The sequence below is a fragment of the Pseudomonas sp. 50_B genome, from assembly GCF_017491625.1.
GTDB lineage: Bacteria > Pseudomonadota > Gammaproteobacteria > Pseudomonadales > Pseudomonadaceae > Aquipseudomonas > Aquipseudomonas danubii.
Genome location: NZ_JAFGYX010000024.1, coordinates 1 through 26074, shown reverse-complemented (window position 1 = coordinate 26074; position 26074 = coordinate 1). Strand labels below are relative to the sequence as shown.

Genomic DNA, 26074 nt, shown 5'->3' with positions numbered 1-26074 from the left:
TGATGGCAGATGGCCCGCCCCGCCCCCAACCCGACTTTAGTCTGACTCCTCCAGTCGCTACGACTGCACTCACTGCCCATGCCGTCGAACAGCCATAACCAGCAGAAAAGCTGTCAATTTTGATAACTATCAGCACGATAAGACCGGTCAAAAAACCTGACTAAATAATCAGAAAACCACCTGACCAAGACAGTGCAATAGTCAATAGTGGCGAAAAAGCATCATATTTTTTACGTTTTTGCCTACCGTTCGTCGGTTTTATTATTCTTTCTGAACAAATGATCAAGTATTTGACGCTTTCCATTATGACCATCATTAATCAATCTAACTTATTGTTTTAAAAGGATTTGTTATCAACATCAGATTCGCCGAAAACGCCGGCGTCATTTATGCATCACTGCAAAACGTCAATTAAACGTCTCAGCCTTATGGTAGTGTCAAAAAAAGAGCGTGATAGCGGCCATGTGCCACACGCCTTTTCAGAAGGTGAGGCATGCCCTCACCCCAACACTCATCATGGACGAGGTCGTTCCCTTGGAAGTCAGCGTTTTTGGTACTGGCTATGTCGGTCTGGTGCAAGCAGTTGCCCTCGCCGATGTCGGGCATAACGTGGTCTGTGTCGATATCGACAGCCATAAGATTGCCCAGCTGCAACGTTCCATTCCTCCGATTCACGAGCCGGGTCTGGCGACCCTGATCGAAGAGAATCAAAAGGCCGGCCGACTGCACTTCACCACCCAGGCCAGCGATGCAGTGGGCCATGGCCAGGTGATTTTCATCGCAGTCGGCACGCCCTCCAACGAAGACGGCTCGGCGGACCTGGACCATGTCCTGGCGGTGGCCCGCAACATTGCCAGTCTGATGCACAGCGACAAGACCCTGGTGATCAAATCCACCGTACCGGTGGGTACTGCTGACCTGGTGATCGAGACGGTCGCCGAACAACTGGCGGACCTGGGCAAGTCCCAACTGCGGGTGCACGTGGTCTCCAATCCGGAGTTCCTCAAGGAGGGCTCGGCGGTGGCCGACTGCATGCGTCCGGACCGGATCGTCGTCGGCTGTTCCCACGAACGGCCCCGCCAGCAGTTGAGCGAGCTGTATGCACCGTTCAACCACAACCATGACCGCCTGATGTTCATGGATAACCGCAGCGCCGAGCTGGTCAAGTACGCCGCCAACGCGATGCTCGCCACCCGCATCAGCTTCATGAACGAAATGGCCAACCTGGCGGAACGCCTGGGGGTGGACATCAACGCCGTGCGCAAGGGCATCGGCGCCGATCCGCGCATCGGCTACCACTTCATTTACCCCGGCGCCGGTTTCGGCGGCTCCTGCTTCCCCAAGGACCTGCGGGCGCTGATCCACACCGCGGAAAGCCACGGGCTGGAGCCGCACATGCTCAAGACCGTGCGTGACGTCAATGAACAGCAGCGCCATGTGCTGTTTCGCAAGCTCAAGGCGCACTTGGGGGACAACCTCAAGGGCAAGGTCATTGCGTTGTGGGGGCTGGCCTTCAAGCCCAACACCGATGACATGCGCGAAGCCACCAGCCGCTACCTGATGGAAGCGCTGTGGCAGGCCGGGGCCAAGGTCCATGCCTACGACCCGGAAGCCATGACCGAATGCCGACGGCTGTACGGCTACCGCGACGACCTGCAGCTGTGCGCAACCCGTGACGACACCCTGCAAGGCGCAGACGCCCTGGTGATCTGCACCGAGTGGAAAGCCTTTCGCGTGGTGGACTTCAAGCTGCTGCACGACACCCTCAACGATCGCCTGATCGTCGACGGCCGCAACCTGTACAACCCGCAACAGGCAGCGGACGCCGGCCTGCATTACCTGAGCATCGGCCTGCCCTACCGCGTACCGGAGGCGCTGCGCGCATGAATATCCTGATCACCGGGGCCGCCGGTTTCATCGGCGCCCATACCGCACTGCGCTTGCTCAAGGATGGGCATCAGGTCACCGGACTGGATAATTTCAACGACTACTACGACCCCCAGCTCAAACGCGACCGGGTGCGCTGGGTCGAACAGCAAGTGGGACACTTCCCCCTGCAACGCCTGGACCTGGCGGACAGCGAGGGCCTGGAGCGGCTGTTCGCCGAAGTCCGGCCCCAAGTAGTGATCAACCTCGCCGCCCAGGCCGGGGTGCGCTACTCCCTGGAAAACCCCAAGGCCTACCTGGACAGCAACCTCTCGGGCTTCCTCAACCTGCTGGAAATGTGCCGGCGCTACCCGGTGGAGCACCTGATCTACGCCTCATCGAGCTCGGTGTACGGGGCCAACCAGCAGACGCCGTACAAGGTCAGCGACAACGTCGACCACCCGTTGTCGCTGTACGCGGCGAGCAAGAAAGCCAACGAGCTGATGGCCCACAGTTACAGCCACCTGTTCGGGGTGCCGGCCACCGGCCTGCGCTTCTTCACCGTCTACGGTCCCTGGGGCCGGCCGGACATGTCGCCGATCCTGTTCGCCGACGCCATCAGCCAGGGCCGGCCGTTGAAGCTGTTCAACTACGGCCTGCACCAGCGCGACTTCACCTATGTCGACGACATCGTCGAGTCCCTGGTACGCCTGCTGGGCAAGCCGCCGGCGCGCGACCCGCTGTGGGACCGCGAACAACCGGACCCGTCCACCAGCATGGCGCCCTGGCGTCTGTTCAATATCGGCGGCCAGCGCCCGGTGGAACTCAAGGAGTACGTGGCAACCCTGGAAAAGCTCCTCGGACGCCAGGCCCAGGTGGAGTACCTGCCCCTGCAGCCCGGTGACGTGCTCAACACCTGCGCCGACGTCAGTGCCCTGGAAAACCTCACCGGCTTCGGCCCCCAGGTGACCCTGGAAGAGGGCCTGAAGCACTTCGTCCAGTGGTACCTGAGCTACTACCCGGGCGGCGCGTCCTGAGCCCACACCCCTGGGCGTTTTTACCCAACCTTTGCTATGGAAGTATTCCCGGTGGATATGGAAAGACCCTTCTCATTGCCTGCAACCGAGGTGCCGGCGCCTGCTCGCATCGACCGGCGCAACGATCCGTTCCGGCGCAAGGTCCAGGCCGCCATCGAGCTGCAGCAGCATGGCTGGATCAGCGGCCGCGACGGCGGCCGGCCCTGGACCCTGTCACGCAGCAAACGCCTGACCTCGGCGCTGCTGGCGGCGACGCTGCTGGTGCTGCTGTCGCCCGTGCTATTGACGGTCGCGCTGTTGATCAAGCTCACCAGCCCCGGGCCGGTGTTCTTCGTCCAGTTGCGCACCGGTTTTCGTGGCCGGCGCTTCGGCATGTACAAATTCCGCACCATGGTGGTCAACGCCGAAGCCTTGAAGGACTCGGTGCGCCACCTGAACAAGCACGGCCCGGATTCGGTGGACTTCAAGATCGATCGCGACCCGCGGATCACCGGCATCGGCGGTTTCCTGCGGCGCACCAGCCTCGACGAATTGCCGAACCTGATCAACGTGGTGCTCGGCCAGATGCGCATCGTCGGCCCGCGCCCGACCTCGTTCCACGCCCAGACCTACAAGGAACACCACCTCGGGCGCCTGAGCATCTACCCCGGGATCACCGGCCTGTGGCAAGTGTCCGGACGCAGCGACGTGGACTTCGACGGTCGGGTCACCCTCGACATGACGTACATCTTTCAGCAGAGCCCCTGGCTCGACCTGAAGATCCTGATCAAAACCCCTTTCAAGGTCCTCAATGGCCATGGAGCAAGTTGAAATGGCGGCAGCAACCCTAGCCAGTCTGAAGATCCAGCGTCCCAGCGAAAGCAACCTGGCGGTGACCGTGCTCGACCGGGAACTGCGGGTGATCCTGCTGACGGCGGCCAACCGCAACAGCGGCATCACCTGCAGCAGCCTGAGCATGGCCAGCGAACTGGCGCGCACCAGCCGCGGCCGGGTCCTGCTGGTGGACACCAGCCTTTCGGACAACAGCCTGACCCGGCGCCTGGACCTGGGCGAACGCCCCGGCTTTCTCGACCTGGCCCTGGCCGATACCCCGCCGCTCCTGGCGCAGTGCATCGAAAGCAGCGATGAACTGGGCTTCGATTTCCTGCCCCTGGGCCGCCGCCAGCAATACGCCGAGCGCCTGACCCCGGAACTGCTGCAGGAACTGTTGCAGGCCCTGGCCGCGGACTATCGCTTCGTGATCATCGACGGCGACCCGGTGTACAGCAGCGGCGACATCCTCACCCTGAGCACTCAGGTGGACGGCGTGGTGCTGGTGGTACGCAGCGAGGAAACCCGCTGGGAAGTGGCCCAGGCCGCGGCGCAGCGCTTGATCCAGGCCGAGGCGAAGCTGATCGGCAGCGTGTTCAACGCCCGCAAGTACTACATGCCCAAGTGGGTTTATGACCGTCTCTGACCGGCACAAGGACCGTGTAACCATGAACAAGCCAAGACTCTCCCTGCTGGGCCTGTCGTTGCTGGCCGCCCTCGGCGGCTGCGTCAACCGCGAGCCGCAGCAGATGCCGGTGCAGATCCTCAGCGCCCCGGCCGACCAGGCCCAGCTCACCGAGGTCATGCCCATCGAACAGGTGCTGCGCCCGCAGGACGTGCTCGATGTGATCTTCCATATCGGCACCACCAGCCAGCAGCCGTATCGGGTGCAGCCCGGCGATCAGGTGGACGTGAGCTTCCTCACCGCGCCGGAACTGGGGGGCAGCAAGCTGGTACTGCCCGACGGCAGCATCGACATGCCCTACGTGGGCAACATCCAGGTCGCCGGACTGTCCGCCGAACAGGCGCGCCAGGCCCTGGAAGCCCAGTACGCCAAGGTGCTGAAGAAGCCGCAGATCACCTTCTCGATCTCTCACGCCATGGCCCAGCTGGACAACCTGCGCACCAGCCTGACCAACCCGGCCACCGGCCTGAGCCGGGAGATCGTAGTGGGTTCCGATGGCCGCGCCAGCTTTCCGCTGCTGGGCAGCCTGTCCTTGCAGGGCAAGAGCCTCAGTGAGCTGCAGACCCTGATCAACCAGCGCTACGCCAAGGAAGTGGGACAGGTCAGCGTCGACGTGCTGCTCAAGACCACCGCCGCCAACGAAGTGTTCGTAATGGGCGAAGTCGGCCAGCCCGGGGCCTACCCGATCCGCCGGCCGATCTCGGTGCTTGAAGCCCTGACCCTGGCCAAGGGCGCCGGACCCACCGCGCGCCTGGACTCGGTGGTGATCATGCGGCGCAAGGGCAATCAGGTCGAAGCCCGGGTCTATGACGCCGATGCGGCGCTGGACGGCAAGGCCCTGCAGTTCGCCTACCTGCAACCGGACGACATGCTCTACGTGCCCAAGACCCGCCTGGCCAAGGCCGGCGCCCTGAGCAAGCAACTGGCGGACGTGATCATGTTCCAGGGTGTCGGGTTCAGCTTCGGCTACCGCGTCGACAACAAAGAAACGAACAACAACTGAGTTCCCTCTTGATGACCAAGATCGAAAACTACCTGCACGAGTTTCTGCTTGTGTTCTTTGTCAATCGACGCCTGATCAAGCGGGTGTTCCTCGGTTTCGCCCTGATTGCGCTGGTGCTGCCGCTGGTGCTCAAGCAGAGCTTCGAGATCACCGCCGAAGTCATTGTGCAGTCCAAGAAACTGTCGCAGACCGACGCCAACACCGTGCTCACCCCGGACAGCGACAAGTTCATCCCACCGTCCCTGGCGGACATGGAGACCGAGAGCAATATCCTGCGTTCACCAACCCTGATCCGTACCACGATCGAGCAGCTGCGCGGCGAAGGCCAGTTCGGCGGCAGCGAAGGCCTGTTGACCCGGCTGATCTTCAAGCCGATCCGCAATGGCCTGATCGATCCGCTGCGCAACCATGTGATCAACCCGATACGCGGTTTCTTCGGCCTGGCCGTGGACCCGGTGCGTGACACCAGCCTGGATGCCTTCACCGATCAGGCGGTCAAGGACCTGAAGATCGGCACCCTGCCCGGCTCCAACGTGATCTCCATCGTCTACGCCAGCCCCAATGCCGCCGAAGGCACGCGCTTCGTCGAGCGCCTGCTGGCCAACTACCTGAAGAACCGCCAGGACCTGCAATCCAACGAACTGCCCGAAGCCTTCTACGAGCAGAAGAAGGCCCAGTACCAGTCGCGCCTGGATGACCTGGAAGGCAAGCGCCAGGCGCTGCTGGAAGCGGCCCACGCCTCCGACCCCAAGGAGGAGATCACCTTCCGCCTCAATGCCATCAACACCGAGGAACAGTCCCTCAACGGCTACCGCGACCAGGCCCTGGAGAACCAGCGCCGCCTGGACTACCTGCAGAAGAACCTGGCGGCGGCACGCAAGGCCGGCATCACCGACTACACCTTCCCCTTCGCCTTCGCCAACACCGTGGACAACGTTGCCTACGAAGACCGCGAGATCAAGCAACTGGGCGAACAACTGACCAATCTGGTGAGCCAGTACGGCACCACCGCCGACACCTACCGCGCCGACAGCGTACCGATGCAGCAGCAGCGCGAGCAGATCGTGCGGGCCCGGGCGCAGTTCCTCAAAGTGGTGGAAAACCGTGTTCGCGAGCGCAGCAGCGACCTGCAGATCACCCAATCGGTGATCGCGCAGAAAACCGCGCGCATCAACGACTACAAGGCCCGGGTCCGCGACCTGCAGGAAGTGCTGAGCAAGCTGCGCCAACTGGACACTGAAATCGACGCCTTGCACAAAGCCTTCTTCACCTACACCCAGCGCTACGAAGAGAGCCGCGGCGAACGCCTGATCAGTGGCGAGCTGTCCAACGCCCGGGTGCTCAGCCAGCCTTACGAACCCAGCGAAGCGGCCTTTCCCAAGCCTATGCTGATCATTCCCCTGGGCTTGCTCACCGGCCTGCTGCTGGCGATTGCCCTGGGTTATGTCTACGAGTTCTTCGATCACCGCTTCAAGCACCCGGCCCAGGTCAGCGATCACCTCGGCCTGCCGGTACTGATGGTGCTCAACGCGGTTGAAGAGCAACAGGTCAATCCCTATCCACGCTGGACCTGGCGCTGGGCCTGGTATTGGGCCAAACAGTGAACGACCTGAGCCTGGCTGCACAGCCTATCGTGCACCTGATCCACAGCGGCGGCTTCTATGGCGCCGAACGCATGCTGCTGGATCATTGCCGGATCACTCCGGGACAGCATCGGGTGGTGTTCATCAATGCCCCGCAGAGCTTGCTGCAGCGGTTCAGCGAGGCCGGTGTGGCCAGCCATAACTGCCACTGTCTGAAGGCGCTGCTGGCGCATCTGCGGCAGCAGCCCGGCCTGCTCAACGCCCACAACTTCAAGGCCCAGGTGTTCGCCTGGGTCTGTGCCCGGCGCCTGCAACTGCCCCTGGTGCTGACCCAGCACGGCTTCACGCCGCGCAGCCTGAAACAGAAGCTCTACACCTGGATCAGCCTGCGCCTGTGCCGCAGCCCTCAGGTGCGCCGGGTGGCCTGTGTGGCCCAAAGCATTGCCCAGTTGCACCGCCAGGCCGGCGTGGCCGAGGGCAAGCTGCGGGTCATTCCCAACGGCCTGCCCGAGCCCAAGCGGGTGCTGCCGGTGAACCAGGATGGGCCGCCGCTGCGGGAGGCCGAAATACGCCGCGACGAGATGGAGCCGATGGTGGGCTTCGTCGGACGCCTGAGCGCGGAAAAGGGCCCGGACCTGTTTCTCGACGCACTGATCAGCCTGTGCCGGCAGCGCCCCACGCTTAAGGCGGTGTTGCTCGGTGACGGCGAACAGAACCAGGCCCTGCGCCAGCGCATCGACGCCGCCGGGCTGTCGCTGCGCATTCTGTTGCCCGGTTACCAGCAGGACATGCAGCCCTGGCTCAAGCGCCTGAATGTGCTGGTGCTCAGTTCGCGCACCGAAGGTACGCCGATGATCCTGCTGGAAGCTATGCAAGCCGGCACCCCGGTGGTGGCCTTTGCCGTGGGCGGCATTCCCGATGTCCTGCAACACCGGCAGAACGGCTTGCTGGCCAAGCCCCTGGACAGCGTCGATCTGGAGCGGCGCATCGGCCAATTGCTGGATGACCCGGCCCTGGCCGAGGAACTGGCCCAGGCCGCCCGCGTCACCCAGCGCAAGCACTATCACCTGCCCACCCTGGCCCGCAGCTGGGATGAGCTGTATCGCCTGGCCAGGGAGAGCACCCCGGTATGATCGCCGCCCCGTTTCTCGGCCTCCTCTTGGGCCTGGCCAGCCTGCTGCTGCTCGCCAGCCCCTGGCCGTTTCTGGCGCCGCTGGTGGTGGTCGGGCTGGTGGGCCTGGCCCTGCTCTACCGCCGCCCGGGTTGGGGCCTGCTGGGCATCTGCGCCCTGGTGCCCTTCGAGGGCCTGTTCAAGGACAGCGCGTTCTCCGGGGCCAAGCTGCTGGGGGCCTCGCTGATCCTGATCATGCTGTTCAAGCTGCTGTTGCGGCACATCCCCGATACCCGCCTGCGTAGCAACCTGTGGCGGGCCCTGGGGCCGTTCCTGCTGTGCCTGCTGCTGAGCCTGATGTACAGCGAAAACCTGCTGGTGTCCCTGGACAGCCTGCGGGAGCTGGCCGTGGGCCTGGTGCTGTTCTTCGTCACCTTGCTGATCGCCCGGGAAACCCACCTGCTGATGCTCTGTCGCCTGCTGGCGGTCAGCGTGGCCATCACCTGTGTGATCGCGCTGATCTCCGCCAAGTACCAGGTCGGCGGCCGGGCCATCGGCCTGCTGCAGGACGCCAACTACTTCGCCCTGCTGATCGCCATGGCGGTGCCGCCGGCGATCCTCCTCGCCCTGCGCTCGTCCCACTGGCCGGGGCGACTGTTCTGGGTCGGCATCAGCCTGACCCTGATGGCCGGGATGACCAAGACCGACTCGCGCTCCGGCCTGTTGGTGGTGCTGTTCACCATCGCCATTGGCCTGTGGCACTACCGCGACCGGCTCAAGGGCCTGCGGCCCAAGCACCTGGGGTTCGCCATGTTCGCCGTGGCGATCGTCGTACCCCTGGGCATCGCCGTGCTGCCAGCCGAATACGTGGCGCGAATTCAGTCCCTGAGCATGCTCAAGTCCGGCGCGCATTCGGCGGACACCTCCCTGGGCCGACGGACTTCCTACCTGGTGGTGGGCGGCCAGATGATCCGCGAGAACCCGCTGCTGGGCTCGGGCCTGGGCACCTTCCCGATTCATTACGCGCAGACCGGCTTCGCCAGCAGCTTCTCGGAAAACATGAACGAGCCCGACCTGTTCCGCCGGGCCCACAACACCTACCTGGAACTGTTCAGCGAACTGGGCATTCCCGGCGGTTTGAGCTTCGTGGTGCTGATGCTCATGGGCCTGCGCAACTTCGAGCGGGCGCGCCAGGGCTTCCTCGCCCGCGGCCAGCGTGAACAGGCGGACATCGCCACCCACCTGGGCCTGAGCCTGTTGGCCATGGCGCTGTTCCTGCTGTTTCTCAGCGCGCCGAACCACAAGTACCTGTGGATCTTCCTGGCCCTGTCCAGCGTGCTGCGGCTCGAAGCCGAAGAAGATCCGGCGCCCACCTCATAAATGCAAACCTGGCCAAGGGAGGCAAAGATGCAAAGGATCAGCGTGATCGTGCCCATGTACAACGAGGCACGTCACATCACCCGGACCCTGGACAGCGTGATCCTCGCCGCCCGGGTCGCAGCCATCGACTACGAGTTGATCGTGGTGGACAACGGCTCCACCGACCAGGGGCCGCAACGGGCCCGTGAGCTGGGGGCGCGGGTGCTGCTGTGCCCGGGCCTGGGCATCGGCGCCTTGCGCAATCGCGGCGCCGCCGTGGCCACTGGCGATTGCCTGGCGTTTCTCGACGCCGACATCGAGGTGCCCGGCAACTGGCTGCAACTCTGGCAGCAGGCCCTGGCGGACAACCGCGCCGAGGTCTTTGCCCTGGACTGCGCCGCCCCGGACTGCGCGCCCTGGTTCGCCCGGGCCTGGCAGCGCCGCAGCCTGGCTGGCAGTCAGCCGGCGCGCCTGCTGCATTGGATGCCGACCCCCAACCTGTGCCTGAAACGGGTCTGGTTCGAGCGGGTCGGCGGCTTCGACGAACACTTGCGCACCGGCGAAGACAAGGACTTTGGTCTGCGGCTGCACGCGGCCGGCGCCCGCCAGTTGAGCCTGTCTGAGCCCCAGGTGCTGCATTGGGGCTTTGAAGGCAGTTGGGGCGAATGGGCCGGCAAGGAGCGCTGGCGCCAGGGCAGCCACCTGCAGTTGCTCCAGGGGGGCGGCCTCAACCTGCGTCTGTTGCGCTTTCCCCTGCTGTGCCTGAGCTGTGCCTTGCTGAGCCTGCTGGCGCTGTTCGGCCTGCTGCTGGGCCAGCCGGGCGCCGCCGCGCTATGCCTGCTGCTGGGTTCCCTGGCGCCTCTGGTCCTGGCCCTGCGCCAGGGGCTGCGCCAACGCGATCTGCTGTTTGTCCTGCAACTCTGGCTGCTGCATTGGGTGCGCCTGCACCTGGGCGCCGTGGCCCTGGTGCAGGGTCTGTTCAACCGTTCTGTCGTGAGACCTGACCGTGGCTAACACTATTTTCTGGCTGTGCCTGTTACTGCCCTTCTATGCCTGGATCGGTTATCCGCTGCTACTGGCCCTACTCAGCCTGTTCGTGCGGCCGCGCCCGCTGCAGACGGGTGAGCCGCTGTCGGTCAGCGTGATCATCGCCGCCCACAACGAAGGCCCGCACATCGAGCACAAGCTGCGCACCTTGCTGCAGCAGGACTACCCGGCCACGGACCTGCAGATCATCCTCGCCAGCGACGGTTCCAGCGACGATACCGTGGCCACCGCCCTGGCGGTGCGCGACTCGCGGGTGCTGGTCCTGGACCTGCCCCGGGTGGGCAAGGCCGGGGCCCTGAACGCCGCAGTGGAACTGGCGCGCAACGACATCCTGGTGTTCACCGACGCCGACAACCAATGGTCCGGCGACACCCTGGGCAAGCTCCTGGCGCCCCTGGCCGACCCACAGGTTGGCGCCTGCGGTGGGCACATGATCATCCCCGACCCGGGGCACAACCTGAGCCTGGGCGACAGCCTGTACCGGCACTACGAAGCCTGGTTGCGCCAGGCCGAGAACCGCACCGGCTGCATGGTGTCCGCCGACGGCGCGCTGCTGGCCTTGCGCCGCGAGCTGTTCCAGCGCATTCCCGCCGAGGTCAACGATGACTTCTTCATCAGCACCTGCGCCCCGGTGGCCGGCAAGCGCATCGTCTATGTGGAGGAGGCCCAGGTCCTGGACCAGGGCGTGGACGAAGCCGGCAAGCAATATCGCCGGCGCCTGCGGGTCACGGTCGGCGGCCTGCAGAGCCTGGCTCAGCGCCGCGAACTGATGAACCCCTTGCGCCACGGTGCCTACGCCATTGCCCTGATCAGCCACAAGCTGATCCGCCGCCTGGCCCCGGTGCTGTTGCTGCCATTGCTGTTGAGCAATCTGTGGCTGTGGAACGCCGGCGCCTTCTACAGCCTGGGCCTGGCGGCCCAACTGCTGGGTTACGCGGCCGGCGTGATGGGGCTGCTGGACAGTCGCGGGCGCCTGCCCAAGGTATTTCGTCTCGCCGGCTTCGTGCTGGTGACCCTGGCCGGCATGAGCATGGGCCTCTGGCAGTTTCTCCGCGGGCGGCGCTACGCCCTGTGGAACCCACAACAGAATCGCTGACATGGCCATCAAACAATCCTTCAAGCGTCTGCTGGGCAGCGCCTATCTGCACAGCTTCGGCCGTATCCGCCTGAGCGACGCCGGCGCGGTGCTGATGCTGCACCGGGTAGTGGCCGATTCCGCGCAAGCCAGCCTGCCCCATCGGGCGCCGCTGTGCGTCGGTCAGGGGCATTTCGAACACTTGCTGCGCTGGCTGCGTCGGCACTTCGACTGTGTGCCCCTGCAGCACCTGCTGGAGTTGCCTGCGGGCGACCGGCCCCGGGTGGCCCTGACCTTCGATGATGGCTGGCGGGACAATGCCGAGGTCGCCTATCCCCTGCTGGAGCGCTACGAGATGCCGGCGAGCATCTTCCTGTCCACGGACTTCATCGGCAAGCGCCAGGGTTTCTGGTGGGAGTCCATTGGTGAAACCCTGTGGCAACAGGCCGACAGCGCCGCCGCTCAACCGCTGTTGACACAGTTGCGGGCCCTGGCACTGGCACCACCACCGGAGCTATTGCAACCCGGCGCCAGCCGCGCTCGCAGCAGCATCCTCGGGGGCTATCTGCAACAGCTCAAAGGCCTGCCGCCCCAGACCCTGCAAGCCCTGGCCGACAGTTGCCCCGACGACAGCGCGCCCCACAGCCTGGACTGGGCCCAGGTCCAGCGCCTGGAACGCTCGGCACTGGTGCGCTTTGGTCCCCATGGTGCCAGCCACGGCATTCTCACCCGGCTTGACGGCGCCGCGATGCGGGCCGATCTGCAGCGCTCCCACCAGGCCTTGCAGGAGCACTGTCAGGCGCCGCTGGGGGTCTATTGCTACCCCAATGGCGATCACAATCCCGAGGTGCGCGCAGCGGTGGCCGAACTGGGTTATCGCTATGCCCTGGGCACCCGCCCGGGGCTGATCGAGGCCGATGGCAATCCGCTGCTGGCCCTGCCCCGCATCGATGTCAGCCACGCCAGCGCCGGACGCCCCGGGCTGCTGGCCTGGCGCCTGCTCCAGGGAGCCCGGGCATGAAGCGCGGCGGCTACCTCTGGCACCTGGCCCTGAGCATGGGCACCCGACTGGCGATGATCGGCCTGCGGCTGCTGCGCAACGTGTTGCTGGCGCGCCTGCTGGGCCCGGCGGATCGCGGCCTGTTCGCCCTGCTCAGCACCCTGCCGGACCTGATCGCGGCCCTGACCAGCGGCGGCCTCAATACCGCCGTCGGCTATGAAGCCGCCCGCCAACGCCCCATGGGACTGTTGCTGACTCAGGTGCTGGTCTACGGCTGCCTGCTGGCCAGCCTGCTGACTCTGGCCGGGCTGGCCCTGATGAACACTTGGGGCAGCCACTGGGAACTGAGCCTGCAACTGGGCGACCTGGCCTGGCTGTTGCTGCTGGCGGTGCCGATCACCGTGCTCAAGAGCGGTCTGTTGACCCTGCACAACGCGGACGGCCGGGTCGAGGCCTTCAATGCCCTGCGCCTGCTGGAATCCCTGGTGCCGCTGCTGCTGTTCGTCGGGCTGTGGTGGGTCTGGCGCGACCAGCCGCTGTCGGCGGCCCTGGTCAGTTGGCTGGGCGGCACCGTGCTGGTGGTGGTGGTCGGCTGGTGCTGGCTGCGCCGCTGGCATGACCTGCGCTTGCGCTGGCAGGCCGGTGAGCAGGGCAAGCTGCTGCGCTACAGCGCCCAGAGCCACCCGGGGGTGTTGTCGCAACAGTTGATGCTGCGCTCGGACTACCTGTTCATCGGCGCCCTGCTGGACCCCGTCGCCCTGGGCTGGTACGCCATGGCCAGCGCCGCCGCCGAACTGCTGCTGATCATTCCCGAGGCGGTGACCACGCCGCTGATGAAACGCCTGCTGCAGCAAGGTTCCGGTATCGAAGAACTGACGGCCCTGGCCCTGCGCCTGACGGCCACGGTGATGCTTGGCGCCTGCCTGGGCATGGCGCTGATCGGCCAGTGGCTGATCGTCACCCTGTTCGGCGCCGCCTACGCCCCAGCCTCCGACGCGCTGCTGGCCCTGCTGCCGGGGCTGTTCGGCCTGTGCTACGCCAGCATCCTGCGCCTGGACCTGCTGGGCAAACAGCGCCCCGGCAGCCTGTCGCTGCTGCTGGCCGGGGGCGCGCTGCTGAACCTGATCCTCAACGCGGTATTGATTGCGCCACTGGGCATCGTCGGCGCCGGCCTGGCCTCGTCGATGGCCTACCTGGCGGTGAGCCTGGTGATGCTCGGCCTGTACTGCCACCTCAGCGGCGTGGCCTGGTACCGCACCCTGATCCTGCTACCTGGAGACATTGTCTACGTGCGCCATCTACTGCGCCCTAAGGAAACGGCCTGATGAAACCCTGTTCCCTGCTCGCCCTGATGCTGATCGCGGCGGCCTCATCCCTGCACGCGGAGCCCATGCAATGGGGGGATATCCGCGACGGCAGCCTGTATCTGCAAGCCGACCGCGCCGACACCCTGCAACTGCGCTGGAGCCCGGCCTGGCAAAGCGACGCCAACCAGGAACAGCTGTACCTGCTGCAACCGGACGGCCAGTTGCTGCAACAGCTGGACATCCGCGCCGACCAACCTTACGGCCAGCGAGAGATCCAGCTGCCCGCCGCCCGCGGCGACTATCGCCTGCAAGTGCCGGGCTACAGCTTTCGCAACTTCAAGGTCGGCCACGACCGTTCGACCCTGGCCCAGTTCGAGCCGGCCAAGGTGCATTTCAGTGCCGATGTGCCCAGCGGCGTCGAGCTGTACTTTCGCGTGGCCGCTGGCGAGCAGGCGCTGCTGGCGGGCAAGTACTACGGCGGGGTCAGCGTGCTTCAGGCCACGCGCCTGAGCGACGGCCAGCAGGTCCGCCTGCCGTTGGTGGAGCACCCGCAATATGGGCAATTCGACCAGAGCGCCTTGCCGGTGGCCCAGCAGGACGAAGTCTGGCGCCTGTCCCTGGGCGGCTCCGGCAAGGTGGCGTTCTGGCTCGACGGCACTGCCAACCTGTTCGCCCAGGACCTGCGTCAGCTGCACCCGCTGCAATGGACCCCGGCGCGGGTCGAGCTGCGCCTCAAACCCCAGGTGCGCGGTCCCAGCCCGCACCTGGGGATCGCCCTGCCCTATGCCGAGCCGCCGTCGTCGACCTTCGAACTGCTGCGCGCCCTGGGCCCGCAGGCTGCCAACTTCTACAGCTTCGTCGATGTGATCCAGCAAGAACCCCAGCGGGAAATCACCTTTCGCCGGCTGTACCGCGAAGACTTCAAGATCGAGCGCGACATCACCTTGCTGGCCGGCACCGGCCGCCGGGCCGTGCTGGACGCCGACAGCGCCACCCTGGCCGGGCTCGACGCCTGGCTGGCGGACAGCGTGCGCCTGGGCAACCAGGGCCTGCATTACCTGGCCTTTGCCGACGAACCCAACCTCAACTTCCCCAGCTACGCAGCGTTTGCCGCCTATTTTGCGCAGATGCTGGAACACACCAAGGCCAACTCCGACGCCCGCGCCGCCGGAGTGCGCATTGCCATGCCGGTGAGTTCACGACTGCTGGACGGTCCCTTTCGCATTGGCGCCGGGCAACGCCGGGGCATCGACTGGGCCCGGCAATTGCTGGCCGAACACGGTGCCGACATCGATGCCCTGGCCTGGCACGAATGGATGGTCCGCGACCTGCTGGCCACCCGTCGCTATCGCACCAGCGTGCGCGCCGCCGCCGATCTGGTGGGGCTCGATGAGCAGGGCCGGCCACGCAAGGCGCTGTTGCTGAGCCAGACCAACATCTCCAGTGGCCCGGACCTGAGCCCTTATCAGCAGGACACCCACTACGCCGCCCTGTGGTGGACCTCGGTGGTGATCAACGCCTCCCAGGACGGCCTGCTCGACATGCTCAACTGGTTCCAGGCCGCCGACGAACCCGACTACCCCAAGGGCATGCTGTCGCAGCAGGATGCACAGCGCTTCAGCCTGAAGCCGGTGGCCGTGGCCCAGCAGTTCATCCGGCAGCATTGGCTGGGCCAGGTCCAGGCCCTGGACAACCCCTCCTTTGAGGTGGATGCCCTGGCCCTGCGCGACGGTCAGCGCCACAGCCTGCTGGGGGTGGCCAAGACGCCGCGCACGCAAAACGTCGAACTGGGCGACGCCACCATCTGCCAAGCGAGCCCCACCCTCGAACTGCTGGGCGCCGATGGCCGCAGCCGTCACACCGAGCTGCACTGCAGCGATGGCCGGGCCAGCTTCCAAGTGCCCGGTGAAACCCTGTTTGCCTTGACCTGGACAACCCTATGAGTCGCTTGACCGGCCTGTTGGCCAAAATCCGCCGCAAGGGCCTGCGGGGCAGCCTGCGGGTCTTTTCTGAACGCTTCTTCTATTACCACTGGGAGCTGCTGACCCTGGAGCGCTCCCTGGCCTTGCCGGTGCCCTGCCCCATCAACCCCAGCCGCTGGCCCCAGGTGCCCATTACCCGGGAGTTGCTGCCGGCCTTCGACAAGTACTTCAAGGCCCAGTTGCCGGCCATTCGCGGCCTGCTGGACAAGGGCAACCGGGGCAGCGCGCACCTGGACCCGGACGGCAACGTGATGATGATGGTCTGGGTCAGCGAGCGCGATTACTACGACGATCAGCTGTACCGCTGCTGGATGCGCATGCCGCCGGGCTGCCTGTATCAGTTCGCCGGTGAATGCGCGCCGCCGTTTCGCGGCTCGGGGGTGGTGATCCTGGCGCAGAAGATGCTCTGGGACGAGTACCGCGAGCGGGGCTTCAAAGCCACCCGGGCCCTGGTCAATGTGCGCAACGAGCCGGCGCTGAAGATGCACATGCGCCTGGGTTTCCAGGAAGTCGGCGAATCCCTGCACGTCTACTGCCTGCTGCGCTGCCTGCATTTCCACCGGCGTCGCCCTTATCACCAGACGCGCCTGCATCACCTGCGCCGGGGTCGCCTGGCCGAGTCACCGGCCCCAGCCACTGAAATAGACAAGGAGCGAACGTGAACCTGCGTTGGCAATGGTGCACCAGCCTGAGTGCCCAGGATTTCCCCGTAAAGGCCTATGAACAGCTGCGACAAACCGTCGAGCAGGCCACGCCGTTCAATCGTTTGAGCTGGTTGCGAGGCGCCGAACAGGCACTGCAGGATCAGCAGCTGCAGATTCTGCTGGGCTGGCAGGACCAGCGCCTGCTGCTGTGCCTGCCGCTGATCCGCGGCCGCGAATCCAGGGCCGGGCTGACCCTGCAGGTGGTCCGCCACCTGGGCCATCCGTTGAGCGACCGCCTGGCGCTGCTGGTGGCCGCTCCAGCACAAGACGCCATGCCCGCGGCCCTGCGGGAAATCCGCCGGCAACTGCCCCATGACCTGCTGCAATTCCATGAACTGGTGGATGCCGCCCCCCTGCTGGCGCCCTGGCGCCGGGCAAGCGGGTACAGCGAACAGTCCCTGAGCTGCCGCGCGCCAGAACACCTGATCGTCCCCAGCGACCAGGAGGAAGCCAGCGGCACCCTGCGTTACGAGCTGCGCCGGGCCAAAAAGCGCTGTGCGGAGATTGACGCCCGGGTGATCCGCGTGACGCCCCAGGCCGACGGTATCGATGCAGTACTGGAGATGCTCCGCGAGGTGGAACAGGCCAGTTGGAAAGGCGCCGACGGCCTGGGGATCTTCTCCGGAGCACAGCGCCAACAGTGGATGCACACGGCGTTGCATGGCCTGGCGGCCGAGGGTTGCGTGCGGGTGGTGATGCTGGAACACCAGGGCCGCTGCATCAGCTATCGCCTGGGCCTGCTGGAGCGCGGTCGCCTGTATGACTACAACATCGCCTTCCTCGCCGACTACGCCAACCTGGGCAGTGGCCGCCTGCTGCTGGACGAATGGATTCGCTGGGGCCTGGAGGAAGGCTGGCAGTGGGTGGACGCCTCCCGGGTCAGCCTCAGCCGCTCCAGCCATCAGTTGCATGAACGCATGAGCGGCCTGGTGGAGCACCAGCGCTGGAGCTTCTACTCCTGGCGTCCCCGGGGCCTGCTGGCCGGTGTCGCCGAGCGCCTCTGGCAACAGCTCAAACCTCATCTCAAGGCCTGGCGCGAGCGCCGCCAGACCACCTCCGCACAAGGGGCTCGCCCATGAAACACACCCTGACCGTCACCCGAGCGCAGCGGGTCATCGTCAACGCCGACGACTTCGGCCTCGACCCGGACTACAACCAACTGACCCTGCGTGCCTTCCAGCGCGGGGTGATCAGCTCCGCCACCCTGATGGCCAACATGCCGGCCTTCGAGGATGCCTGTCGCCTCAGCCACGAGCACGCCCTGCTGGGACGCATAGGCCTGCATTTCAACCTGACCTACGGCGCGCCCCTGAGCCAGGGCATTCGCAGCCAGGCTCTGTTCTGCAATGCCCAGGGGCAGTTCGACCTGAACCTGTCGCGCTCCGTCCTGCGCCTGCCGCCGACAGCTGCCGAGGCCGTGTGGCAGGAACTGGCGGCGCAATGGCAGCGCTGTGTCGACCAGGGGCTGCGGCCCAGTCATATCGACTCTCACCAGCACGTGCACAATCTGTGGCCGGTGGCGGCCATCGTTGCCCGCTTCGCCGCCCGCCAAGGGGTGCCGGTGCGCCTGGCGCGCAATGTCGGCGGCAATATCGGCCCCCTCAAGCGCCTGTTCAAAAGTGCGTTGAACCGGCGTATTGGCTGGCTTGCGGGACGCTGGGTGAACACGGTGTGTACGCCCAAGGATCTGCTGGACGGCTTCATCCCCGCGGGGGTGGTCGAAGTGGTGGCCCACCCGACGCAGTTGGCCGACGGCGATTTTGGCGACGATTACCTGCCCCCGGAACAATCCCTAGAGCAACTGTTGAACCGCGCCTTGCCCAGTCATCAGCGGATTGCCTACAGCGAACTGTGAAACCGGACCGGGCGTGACCCGGGAGCAGTCGCTCGCTGGATCGTATATGGGACGGGAACTAAATATTTCAAAATCTATCAACTGCCTCTTAATGATAGATTAATCCTAAATCAGCACTCTGTTCCGGAGCGCACTGGCCCGCAACGCTTTTAGGGCTTCGTGCAGCGGGTTCAGTCCCCAGACTGAACCGTCATTGCCTGTAATGGAGAACCAGTATGAACACACCCAAGCGCTTTGCCCTGGCCGCCCTGGCCCTGTGCGGATTCAGCGGCCTGGCCCAGGCCTCGGATGTCAATGTCGAGGTGGTGCCCTATGAGTACGGCATGCGCCTGGACGTCGCCAAGGTCATCTCCATGACCGAGCCGCCGACCAGCCGCTGTGAGGTCGTGACCGCCAATATGCGCTACATCAACAAGGCTGGAGAACTGGCGGAAATCTCCTACCAGAAGCACGCCCACGCCTGCATGTACGAAAACTGATGCGCCGTGCCCTGGCCAGAGCGGCACGCGCTGGTGAGCGTTGTCAGGGGACCGCGCTCAATGGGCCCTGCGCTTGAGGCCAGACAGCCCGCCCGGGGCATTGGCCAGGTCGTAGCGCAATTCGGCGATCAGTTCGTTGATTTCCCGGCAGCCATTGAGCTGCGCAGCGTCGATACCGCTGACCACCAGCTCGACCCGGTCGGTTTCATGGTCGCCATAGACCTTGACCGTCATCGACAGGTCCGGGCTCAGGGTGCATTGGCAGCGTTTGGGCAGAAAGCTGCTCTCAATGATGTTGCGCAGTTCCAGGGCAGATAAAAACATGCTGACGCTCTCCTTTTATTCAACACGACCAATGATTGGGCGAATGCCTGCTGGCCGCGACGTCCATGTTCGCTAGCGATTCTGGCTCAGGTCCGTTTTGTCCTGACAGACGAAGCCAGAGTACAGAGTAAGCGGCTTTGGCGATCTTGCTAAATTCGATTTCGCTCTCAGTACCAGGGGTTTTGACTTTAACGCCGGGAATGGCAGGCGGTTGCGCTGTTGGTTTGCCGCCCCGCAGAATGCCCGGGTCGTTGTGCCAGCCTTGCTCAACAGCGTGGCCCGCTCGAAGAGTCACACCTGATACAACGCTGATCCTTGCCCTCGCCCGGAGTTCCCTCCTTGATTACCTGCCATGTCAAATACGTGATCGATCCCTACCAACTGGCCGAGTTCGAAGCCTATTCCAAAGCCTGGATCGCTGTGGTCAGGCGTTTGGGCGGCACCCATCATGGCTATTTCCTGCCCTCGGAAGGGGCCAGTAACATTGCCTATTGCCTGTTCAGCTTCCCGTCCCTGGCCGATTACGAAGCCTACCGCCAGAGCGCTCTGAGCGATCCGGACAGCGTGGCCCTGGTGGCGTCGGTGATGAAGAAAAAATTCATCCTCAGTTACGAGCGCAGCTTCCTGCGCCCGCTGCTCTCCTGAGAACCAGCCGGGCGGCGTTCCGCTTGCCGGCGAAGAGGCCTTAAAGGCGGATGTCGCCCTGGCCGGCATCTTCGTTGGCAAGCTCGCGCCTACATCGGGAGGCTGCTCAAGGCGGCGCGTTCGACGACGTGGCGCAGGCTGTCGAAATTGATGTTGGCGCCGGAGTCGATGGCCACCAGGGTCTGGCCGCTGCTGCCGCTGCGGGCTACGTATTCCTTGATCCCGGCCACCGCCAGGGCGCCCGACGGCTCGGTGATGGAGCGGGTGTCGTCGTAGATGTCCTTGATTGCGGCGCACAACTGGTCGTTGCTGACGCTGATCACCTGATCCACATGATGGCGGCAGATCTGGAAGCCATGCTCGCCGATCTGCGCCACTGCAACGCCGTCGGCAAAGGTCCCGACCCGGGGCAATACCACCCGTTCCCCCGCGGCGAGCGCCTGTTGCAGGCAATTGGAATGCTCGGATTCGACACCCACGATACGGATCTCCGGCCGCAGGTATTTGACGTAGGCGGCGATCCCGGCGATCAACCCACCACCGCCCACCGGGACGAAGATCGCGTCCAGCGCCCCCTGTTGCTGGCGCAGGATCTCCATGGCCACGGTGCCTTGGCCGGCAATCACATGGGGGTCATCGAAAGGCGAAACAAAGGTGCCCCCAGTGCGCTGGGCCAGGCTCAGGGCGTGGGCCAGGGCAGAGGGAAAGCTTTCGCCATGCAGGATCGCCTCGGCGCCACGACTGCTGACGCCCAATACCTTGAGCTCAGGAGTGCTGTCGGGCATGACGATGCTGGCCTTGATCCCCAACTCCCGCGCGGCCAGGGCCACCCCCTGGGCATGATTGCCGGCGGACGCGGTGACCACCCCGCGCTGCCGTTGCTCGGCGGTGAGCTGGGCCAGACGGTTATAGGCGCCGCGGATCTTGAAGGAAAAGGTCGGCTGCAGGTCTTCGCGCTTGAGCAGGATCTGGTTGCCCAGCCGCTGCGACAAGGCGGGCGCCGCCTGCAGCGGCGTGCAGATCGCCAGGTCGTAGACCGGCGCGGCGAGGATCATCTTCACATAGCGTTCCAGCAGGGCCATGTCGGCGCTGGGCTGGGGCGTGCTGGCAAGACGGCTGGGGCAATGCATGATGGATCTCCTGGCTGTGTTCGGAGCCCGGGAGACAGAGAGAAAAAACCCGCCTCCAGGGCGGGTTGGGTGCAGTCGTCAGCAAGCCCGCCAATCAGGAATGGCGGTAATAATGCTTGGCTGGGAACGATGGGCAGAAAAAGTCATGGACCGGAAACTAACCGCGCCAGCCCCTGGCGGTCAACGCATTTCTGCGAGGCTCACGCACAGCAACACATCTCCCCCACCTGCTCCCCGCTTGCGACTGACTATACGAAACATATACGATTCATATATCCCCTCAAGAGAGCCCCCTATCAACATGGGTATCGTCAAAATCTCCGATGAACTGCACCAGCAGATCCGCGTCGCCAGCGCCGCCATGGACCGCTCGATCAACGCCCAGGCCGAATTCTGGATCAAGATCGGTCTCTTGGCCGAGCTCAACCCACACCTGGCCTACAACGACCTGATCAACAAACTGCTGCTGAACAAACCTGACCTGCTCAGGGGGCGCCCATGACCCAGGCCCTGATCAAGACCCCGGAACAACTGGCGCTGATGCGCGAATCCGGGCGCCTGCTGGCCCAGGTGTTCGACTTTCTCGACGGTTTTGTCGCCGCCGGCCTGTCCACCCTGGAGCTGGACAGCGCGGTGGAACATTTCATCCGCCACGAGCTCAAGGCACGCCCGGCGAGCAAGGGTCAGTACAACTACCCCTACTGCATCAACACCTCGATCAACGAAGTGGTGTGCCACGGCATGCCTCACCCCAAGGCGGTGCTCAAGGACGGGGATATCGTCAACATCGACATCACCCTGGAGAAGCACGGCTACATCGCCGATGCCAGCAAGATGTACCTGATCGGCCAGGTCGGCCCCAAGGCTCAACGCCTGGTCGACACCACCTTCGAGGCCATGTGGGCGGCGATCAAGGTGGTGCGCCCGGGCGCTCGCCTCGGCGATATCGGTCATGCCATCCAGTCTCATGCCGAAGCCAGGGGTTACAGCGTGGTCCGCGAATACTGCGGCCACGGCATTGGCCGGCAGATGCACGAAGAACCGCAGATCCTGCACTTCGGCCGCCCGGGCACCGGCCTGGAACTGCGTGAAGGCATGGTCTTCACCATCGAACCCATGCTCAACCAGGGCAGTGCCCGGGTCCGCGGGCTCAAGGACGGCTGGACCGTGGTCACCCGCGACCATGGCCTTTCCGCCCAGTGGGAACACACGGTGGCGGTGACCCGCGATGGCTTTGAGGTGCTGACCCTGCAAGCGCCATAAGGCTCACACGACCTTGTCGCCATGGCCGGTGAGCCGGCGCAGCCCCAGGGACATGGCCCCAGCGGCCAGCAACATGGCCAGCAGCAACAGCGAGTAGGCGATCCACCACGGCGTGCCTGCGGTCATCATGCTGAATTCGGACATGCCGCCGATGCTGGCAATCAGGTTCAGCGGCAGGAACACCACGTTGATCAGGGTCAGTTTGCGCAGCAACTGGTTGGTGCTGTTGTTCATCAGGTTGCCCCGGGCATCCATCAGCCCGGCGAACACCGTGGAGTAGATCTCCGCCTGCTTGTAACACTGGTTGTTCTCGATGATCAGGTCGTCGATCAGGCCGATGGCCTGGCTGCCGAACTGCTCCTTCTCGGCGTGATTGCGCAGGCGGGTCAATAGCGCGCCGTTGCTGTGCAAGGCATTGAGGTAATAGATCAGACTCTCGCTGAGATTGAACATCTGCATCAGGTGGCGGTTTTCCATCGAGCTGTTGAACTTGTGCTGCAGCTCCCGGGCCACCAGCTTGATCACCTTGAGGTGGCCCAGGTAGTGATGGATGTTGTTGAACAGCAGGTCCAGCAGCACATCCAGCGGGCTGTGCAGGTTGTGCCGCGCACCCAGCCCTTGGAGCGGCGTATCGTCGGGAGCGATCACCAGCAACCGGTCCGCAGAAAACAGCAGGCCGCAGGACGACACCTCGAAGGACAGGCTGCCGCCGCCGGAATAGTTTTCCGGGCGCTTCCAGATCAGGAACAGGTAATCGGGATGAAACTCGATGCGCGATACCTCGTCCGGGTCCAGCGCCGAGGCCAGGGCGTGCTCATCGAGCTTGAAGGCACTGTGCAGCAAATCACGCTCTGCCAGGTCCGGGTTGCTGAACAGCATGACCTGGGCATCCAGTTCCGGGACGGCTTGCAGGCCGCCATGGGCCAGTCGATAGCTGTGGATCATCGCCGCCTCACCAGGCCTGGCCGCGACGCTTGAGCTCCAGGCGGCGCACAAACTCCTCAAGTACCAGGGAATACAGGTCGTCCTGCAGGTAGGCGTCCTCGATACCGGCGTCGAGGTTGGGGTTGTCGTTGACCTCGATCACCACCACCTTGTCGCCGGACTGCTTGAGATCGACCCCGTACAGACCGTCGCCGATCAGGTTGGCGGTCTTCACTGCCAGCTCCACCACGGCCCGCGGCGCCTCGTGTACCGCCAGGGTGCGGCACTCGCCGTTGATGTCCTGGCCCTTGGCCTTGTGGTTGTAGATCTGCCAGTGGCCCTTGGACATGAAGTACTGGCAGGCAAAGATCGGCTTGCGGTTGAGCACGCCAATGCGCCAGTCGTACTCGGTGTAGAAGAACTCCTGGGCCAGCAGCAGCACCGAGTGCTCGAACAGTTCGGCGGTGGCCGCCAGCAACGCCTGCTGGCTTTCGACCTTGATCACGCCTCGCGAGAAACAGCCATCGGGAATCTTCAGCACCAGGGGAAAGCCCAGGCGTTCGCCGACCCGTTCGAAGTCTTCCGGTCGCTCCTTGTAGAGGATCTCGGTGGCGGGCATCCCCAAGTGATGGCCCTTGAGCAGGTCAGTGAGATAGACCTTGTTGGTGCAGCGCAGGATCGAGGTGGGGTCATCCATCACCACCAGCCCTTCACTCTCGGCCTTCTTGGCAAAACGATAGGTGTGGTTGTCGACGCTGGTGGTTTCGCGAATCAGCAACGCATCGTATTCGGCAAGACGGGAGTAATCCTTCTTCTCGATCAACTCCACATCGATGCCCAGCCCCTTGCCAACCCGGATGAAGCTTTCCAGCGCCCGGGCATTGGAAGGCGGCAGGACTTCTTGGGGATCGTGAAGTATCGCCAGGTCATAACGGGCCAACTGCCTTGAGCGTGGAATACGCCAGACCTTGCGACTGAAACTGTCCAGGGAGTTGGCGAATTGATCTTCCTGATCCTCTCGCAACTTATGCAAGGCACCGGACTTCACGCCTTCGATACGCCATGTGTTAGTTCTTTTGAAATCAACTAACAAGATCGGACACGGAAACAGCTCGAACAACTGACGAGCCAGTTCCTGCAAGGGCTCGATATGGGTCCGGCCAAAATACAGCGTCAGGGTAAAACCTTCGGTATCACTGTAGAGGTGATTGCTCAGGGCTTTTTCCAGGGCCTTGTCCAAGTCGTCCAGGGCCAATCCATAGAGGGCCTTGCGGGTCAGTTCACTGATGGTCCGTACCGATGGAATCACCCGGTGGCCGCGGGCTTCAGCCAGCAGCGAGCAGTAGTAGCCATGTCCCAGGTACTTGTAGCTGCGGCACAGGTTGATCACCTGAACCCGTTTTCCCGGAGCACGTTCGCGGCTCTGCTCGAGGTACTCCTGGGCCGTGAGAATATCTTCACTGGGAAAGTAGGAAGCCCAGTCTTCCTTGCGTTCGACAATGATAATCACCTGACTTGAAGCTTTATCCCCGGGGGAAAAATAACTTGCCGAAGTGATTGTCGCCGGCAAACTTTGCTCGGATACTTCTCGCCAATGACCTTGTACCGCTGACATAAAGTTCGCTCTCGCTTAAGAACCTGACCCTTTCTATTAAGCACGAACTTTTTTCGAAGTCTCGTTTCGTTACGCAACTTTTACGGCGGTTATATGGATCTTGTCTTTCGCACTGCAACCCCCGACGATCTGCCGGCGCTGGTGGCCCTGGAACAGCAATGTTTCACCAGCGACCGGCTGACTCCACGCAGCTTCCAATGGATGATCAGCCGCGCCCACGGGCAACTGCTGGTGGCCGAGCATCAGGCGCGATTGCTGGGCTATGCCGTGGTGCTGTTTCATCGCGGCACCTCGCTGGCGCGGCTGTATTCCATTGCCATTGCCGAAGACGCCCGGGGTCTGGGCCTGGGTCGGCGCCTGCTGCAACGGATCGAGGCCTGTGCCCTGGAACACGACTGCGCCTATCTGCGCCTGGAAGTGCGCACCGACAACCCGGCCGCGATTGCCCTGTATGAACGCCATGGCTACCGGCGTTTTGCCCGCATCCACGACTACTACGAAGACCACGCCGACGCTTTGCGCCTGGAGAAACGCATTCTCCAGCACCGTGAGACCCGCAGCATCCGCGTGCCCTACTACCAGCAGACCACCGACTTCACCTGCGGTCCGGCCTGTTTGCTGATGGCCATGGCCGCCCTGCAGCCATCGCGGCCCCTGGAGCGCCGAGAGGAACTGCAGATCTGGCGTGAAGCCACCACCGTATTCATGACCGCCGGCCATGGCGGCTGCAGCCCTCAGGGCCTGGCGCTGTCCGCCTGGCGCCGCGGCTTTGGCGTGCGCCTGCAGGTCAACAGCGCCGGGCCGTTGTTTCTCAGCGGCGTGCGCGACGAGCATAAAAAAGACGTCATGCGCCTGGTCCACGACGAGTTCTGCAAGGAGCTGGATGCCAGCGATGTGCAACAGGTACTGGGTGGCCCTCTGGATCTGCCGAGGTTATTGAGTGCGGGCGGCCAGCCCCTGGTGCTGATCAGCAGCTATCGCCTGACCCGCTCCAAGGCGCCCCATTGGGTGATAGTCACCGATTGCGACGAGGACTTTGTCTACCTGCATGACCCAGATGTCGACCATAGCCAGCATCGCCAGCCGATGGACTGCCAGCACCTGCCGGTCAGCCACAGCGAGTTCGACAAAATGTGCAGCTTCGGCAGCAGCAAACTGCGGGCCGCCGTCATCCTCTCCACGCGCGCCCAAGCGTAGGAGCCGACTTGCCGACTTGTCCGCGCCGCCCCCTTGGCTGGCGAGCCCGCTACAGCAGCGAGCTGGCTCGGGG

At 64.2% G+C, this 26074-nt stretch carries 24 protein-coding genes and 1 pseudogene; 21 read left to right on the top strand and 4 right to left on the bottom strand.

What is annotated here, in order from left to right:
- Nucleotides 1–534 precede the first annotated feature (534 nt).
- The 17 genes from J5M73_RS25825 (at nt 535) to J5M73_RS25745 (ending at nt 18903) form a co-directional block, all read left to right on the top strand.
- Entirely contained in the window at nt 535–1887 is a 1353-nt protein-coding gene (locus J5M73_RS25825) for a UDP-glucose/GDP-mannose dehydrogenase family protein (RefSeq protein ID WP_180988575.1), read from the top strand.
- On the top strand, nt 1884–2903 hold the full coding sequence (locus J5M73_RS25820) for an NAD-dependent epimerase (RefSeq protein ID WP_102863546.1): 1020 nt from the start codon (nt 1884–1886) through the stop codon (nt 2901–2903). Before J5M73_RS25825 ends, J5M73_RS25820 begins: the two co-directional genes overlap by 4 nt.
- A 57-nt stretch (nt 2904–2960) precedes the next feature.
- Nucleotides 2961–3713: a sugar transferase gene (locus J5M73_RS25815; protein ID WP_102863545.1), complete on the top strand. Its 753-nt coding sequence runs from the start codon at nt 2961–2963 to the stop codon at nt 3711–3713.
- Nucleotide 3714: 1 nt separating this feature from the next.
- Complete coding sequence (locus J5M73_RS25810; RefSeq protein ID WP_207816437.1) at nt 3715–4359, top strand: CpsD/CapB family tyrosine-protein kinase; 645 nt, start codon at nt 3715–3717, stop codon at nt 4357–4359.
- 22 nt (nt 4360–4381) lie between these two features.
- A complete protein-coding gene (locus tag J5M73_RS25805; protein ID WP_102863543.1) occupies nt 4382–5401 on the top strand; it encodes a polysaccharide biosynthesis/export family protein in 1020 nt (339 codons plus the stop codon).
- An 11-nt stretch (nt 5402–5412) separates the two neighbouring features.
- On the top strand, nt 5413–7005 hold the full coding sequence (locus tag J5M73_RS25800; RefSeq protein ID WP_207816436.1) for a lipopolysaccharide biosynthesis protein: 1593 nt from the start codon (nt 5413–5415) through the stop codon (nt 7003–7005).
- Nucleotides 6990–8117, top strand: coding sequence for a glycosyltransferase family 4 protein (locus J5M73_RS25795; RefSeq protein WP_115580083.1), 1128 nt, complete (start codon nt 6990–6992; stop codon nt 8115–8117). Before J5M73_RS25800 ends, J5M73_RS25795 begins: the two co-directional genes overlap by 16 nt.
- Complete coding sequence (locus tag J5M73_RS25790; RefSeq protein WP_207816435.1) at nt 8114–9475, top strand: O-antigen ligase family protein; 1362 nt, start codon at nt 8114–8116, stop codon at nt 9473–9475. Before J5M73_RS25795 ends, J5M73_RS25790 begins: the two co-directional genes overlap by 4 nt.
- 27 nt (nt 9476–9502) lie before the next feature.
- Nucleotides 9503–10468, top strand: coding sequence for a glycosyltransferase family A protein (locus tag J5M73_RS25785; protein ID WP_207816434.1), 966 nt, complete (start codon nt 9503–9505; stop codon nt 10466–10468).
- Nucleotides 10461–11597, top strand: a complete 1137-nt coding sequence (locus tag J5M73_RS25780; RefSeq protein ID WP_207816433.1) for a glycosyltransferase — start codon at nt 10461–10463, stop codon at nt 11595–11597. The genes J5M73_RS25785 and J5M73_RS25780 overlap by 8 nt, the downstream gene beginning before the upstream one ends.
- A 1-nt stretch (nt 11598) precedes the next feature.
- Nucleotides 11599–12597, top strand: a complete 999-nt coding sequence (locus J5M73_RS25775) for a polysaccharide deacetylase family protein (RefSeq protein WP_207816432.1) — start codon at nt 11599–11601, stop codon at nt 12595–12597.
- On the top strand, nt 12594–13901 hold the full coding sequence (locus J5M73_RS25770; protein WP_207816430.1) for an oligosaccharide flippase family protein: 1308 nt from the start codon (nt 12594–12596) through the stop codon (nt 13899–13901). The genes J5M73_RS25775 and J5M73_RS25770 overlap by 4 nt, the downstream gene beginning before the upstream one ends.
- On the top strand, nt 13901–15826 hold the full coding sequence (locus J5M73_RS25765) for a hypothetical protein (protein ID WP_102863535.1): 1926 nt from the start codon (nt 13901–13903) through the stop codon (nt 15824–15826). The genes J5M73_RS25770 and J5M73_RS25765 overlap by 1 nt, the downstream gene beginning before the upstream one ends.
- Entirely contained in the window at nt 15823–16527 is a 705-nt protein-coding gene (locus J5M73_RS25760) for a GNAT family N-acetyltransferase (RefSeq protein ID WP_102863534.1), read from the top strand. The genes J5M73_RS25765 and J5M73_RS25760 overlap by 4 nt, the downstream gene beginning before the upstream one ends.
- The gene (locus tag J5M73_RS25755; RefSeq protein WP_207816428.1) at nt 16524–17648 is read left to right on the top strand and encodes a GNAT family N-acetyltransferase; all 1125 of its coding nucleotides are present in this window, start codon (nt 16524–16526) and stop codon (nt 17646–17648) included. Before J5M73_RS25760 ends, J5M73_RS25755 begins: the two co-directional genes overlap by 4 nt.
- On the top strand, nt 17645–18424 hold the full coding sequence (locus tag J5M73_RS25750) for a ChbG/HpnK family deacetylase (RefSeq protein ID WP_207816425.1): 780 nt from the start codon (nt 17645–17647) through the stop codon (nt 18422–18424). Before J5M73_RS25755 ends, J5M73_RS25750 begins: the two co-directional genes overlap by 4 nt.
- A gap of 215 nt (nt 18425–18639) precedes the next feature.
- The gene (locus J5M73_RS25745) at nt 18640–18903 is read left to right on the top strand and encodes a DUF2790 domain-containing protein (RefSeq protein ID WP_102863531.1); all 264 of its coding nucleotides are present in this window, start codon (nt 18640–18642) and stop codon (nt 18901–18903) included.
- Between the two features lie 57 nt (nt 18904–18960).
- Here J5M73_RS25745 and J5M73_RS25740 read toward each other — a convergent pair whose 3' ends face one another.
- Entirely contained in the window at nt 18961–19227 is a 267-nt protein-coding gene (locus J5M73_RS25740) for a DUF1652 domain-containing protein (protein WP_102863530.1), read from the bottom strand.
- Between the two features lie 339 nt (nt 19228–19566).
- Between J5M73_RS25740 and J5M73_RS25735 the strand changes: the two genes are divergently transcribed.
- The gene (locus tag J5M73_RS25735) at nt 19567–19872 is read left to right on the top strand and encodes an NIPSNAP family protein (RefSeq protein ID WP_102863529.1); all 306 of its coding nucleotides are present in this window, start codon (nt 19567–19569) and stop codon (nt 19870–19872) included.
- 113 nt (nt 19873–19985) lie between these two features.
- On the opposite strand, the pseudogene ilvA reads toward J5M73_RS25735, so the two are convergent.
- Nucleotides 19986–20954: pseudogene (gene ilvA, locus J5M73_RS25730) on the bottom strand (threonine ammonia-lyase, biosynthetic); the annotation flags it as partial.
- A gap of 349 nt (nt 20955–21303) precedes the next feature.
- On the opposite strand from ilvA, the gene J5M73_RS25725 reads away from it, so the two are divergent.
- Entirely contained in the window at nt 21304–21504 is a 201-nt protein-coding gene (locus J5M73_RS25725; RefSeq protein WP_102863527.1) for a ParD-like family protein, read from the top strand.
- Complete coding sequence (gene map, locus J5M73_RS25720) at nt 21501–22265, top strand: type I methionyl aminopeptidase (RefSeq protein ID WP_102863526.1); 765 nt, start codon at nt 21501–21503, stop codon at nt 22263–22265. The genes J5M73_RS25725 and map overlap by 4 nt, the downstream gene beginning before the upstream one ends.
- Before the next feature lie 3 nt (nt 22266–22268).
- On the opposite strand, the gene J5M73_RS25715 is transcribed toward map, so the two are convergent.
- Together J5M73_RS25715 and J5M73_RS25710 are read right to left on the bottom strand one after the other, a co-directional pair.
- Nucleotides 22269–23210, bottom strand: coding sequence for a magnesium transporter CorA family protein (locus J5M73_RS25715; protein WP_102863525.1), 942 nt, complete (start codon nt 23208–23210; stop codon nt 22269–22271).
- Nucleotides 23211–23217: 7 nt separating this feature from the next.
- Nucleotides 23218–24804 (bottom strand): RimK family protein, encoded by a 1587-nt coding sequence (locus J5M73_RS25710; RefSeq protein WP_102863524.1) that lies wholly within the window; start codon nt 24802–24804, stop codon nt 23218–23220.
- A 93-nt stretch (nt 24805–24897) separates the two neighbouring features.
- Here J5M73_RS25710 and rimI point away from each other — a divergent pair, with 93 nt between their 5' ends.
- Nucleotides 24898–26001, top strand: a complete 1104-nt coding sequence (gene rimI, locus J5M73_RS25705) for a ribosomal protein S18-alanine N-acetyltransferase (protein ID WP_207816423.1) — start codon at nt 24898–24900, stop codon at nt 25999–26001.
- The last annotated feature ends 73 nt before the right edge of the window (nt 26002–26074 follow it).

Excerpts from the sequence above, each read along its gene's own strand:
- J5M73_RS25820 (WP_102863546.1), top strand. The coding sequence starts at position 1,884 with ATGAATATCCTGATCACCGGGGCCGCCGGTTTCATCGGCGCCCATACC.
- J5M73_RS25815 (WP_102863545.1), top strand. The coding sequence starts at position 2,961 with ATGGAAAGACCCTTCTCATTGCCTGCAACCGAGGTGCCGGCGCCTGCT.
- J5M73_RS25810 (WP_207816437.1), top strand. The coding sequence starts at position 3,715 with ATGGCGGCAGCAACCCTAGCCAGTCTGAAGATCCAGCGTCCCAGCGAA.
- J5M73_RS25805 (WP_102863543.1), top strand. The coding sequence starts at position 4,382 with ATGAACAAGCCAAGACTCTCCCTGCTGGGCCTGTCGTTGCTGGCCGCC.
- J5M73_RS25800 (WP_207816436.1), top strand. The coding sequence starts at position 5,413 with ATGACCAAGATCGAAAACTACCTGCACGAGTTTCTGCTTGTGTTCTTT.
- J5M73_RS25790 (WP_207816435.1), top strand. The coding sequence starts at position 8,114 with ATGATCGCCGCCCCGTTTCTCGGCCTCCTCTTGGGCCTGGCCAGCCTG.
- J5M73_RS25785 (WP_207816434.1), top strand. The coding sequence starts at position 9,503 with ATGCAAAGGATCAGCGTGATCGTGCCCATGTACAACGAGGCACGTCAC.
- J5M73_RS25775 (WP_207816432.1), top strand. The coding sequence starts at position 11,599 with ATGGCCATCAAACAATCCTTCAAGCGTCTGCTGGGCAGCGCCTATCTG.
- J5M73_RS25770 (WP_207816430.1), top strand. The coding sequence starts at position 12,594 with ATGAAGCGCGGCGGCTACCTCTGGCACCTGGCCCTGAGCATGGGCACC.
- J5M73_RS25765 (WP_102863535.1), top strand. The coding sequence starts at position 13,901 with ATGAAACCCTGTTCCCTGCTCGCCCTGATGCTGATCGCGGCGGCCTCA.
- J5M73_RS25760 (WP_102863534.1), top strand. The coding sequence starts at position 15,823 with ATGAGTCGCTTGACCGGCCTGTTGGCCAAAATCCGCCGCAAGGGCCTG.
- J5M73_RS25750 (WP_207816425.1), top strand. The coding sequence starts at position 17,645 with ATGAAACACACCCTGACCGTCACCCGAGCGCAGCGGGTCATCGTCAAC.
- J5M73_RS25745 (WP_102863531.1), top strand. The coding sequence starts at position 18,640 with ATGAACACACCCAAGCGCTTTGCCCTGGCCGCCCTGGCCCTGTGCGGA.
- J5M73_RS25740 (WP_102863530.1), bottom strand. The coding sequence starts at position 19,227 with ATGTTTTTATCTGCCCTGGAACTGCGCAACATCATTGAGAGCAGCTTT.
- J5M73_RS25725 (WP_102863527.1), top strand. The coding sequence starts at position 21,304 with ATGGGTATCGTCAAAATCTCCGATGAACTGCACCAGCAGATCCGCGTC.
- map (WP_102863526.1), top strand. The coding sequence starts at position 21,501 with ATGACCCAGGCCCTGATCAAGACCCCGGAACAACTGGCGCTGATGCGC.
- J5M73_RS25715 (WP_102863525.1), bottom strand. The coding sequence starts at position 23,210 with ATGATCCACAGCTATCGACTGGCCCATGGCGGCCTGCAAGCCGTCCCG.
- J5M73_RS25710 (WP_102863524.1), bottom strand. The coding sequence starts at position 24,804 with ATGTCAGCGGTACAAGGTCATTGGCGAGAAGTATCCGAGCAAAGTTTG.
- rimI (WP_207816423.1), top strand. The coding sequence starts at position 24,898 with ATGGATCTTGTCTTTCGCACTGCAACCCCCGACGATCTGCCGGCGCTG.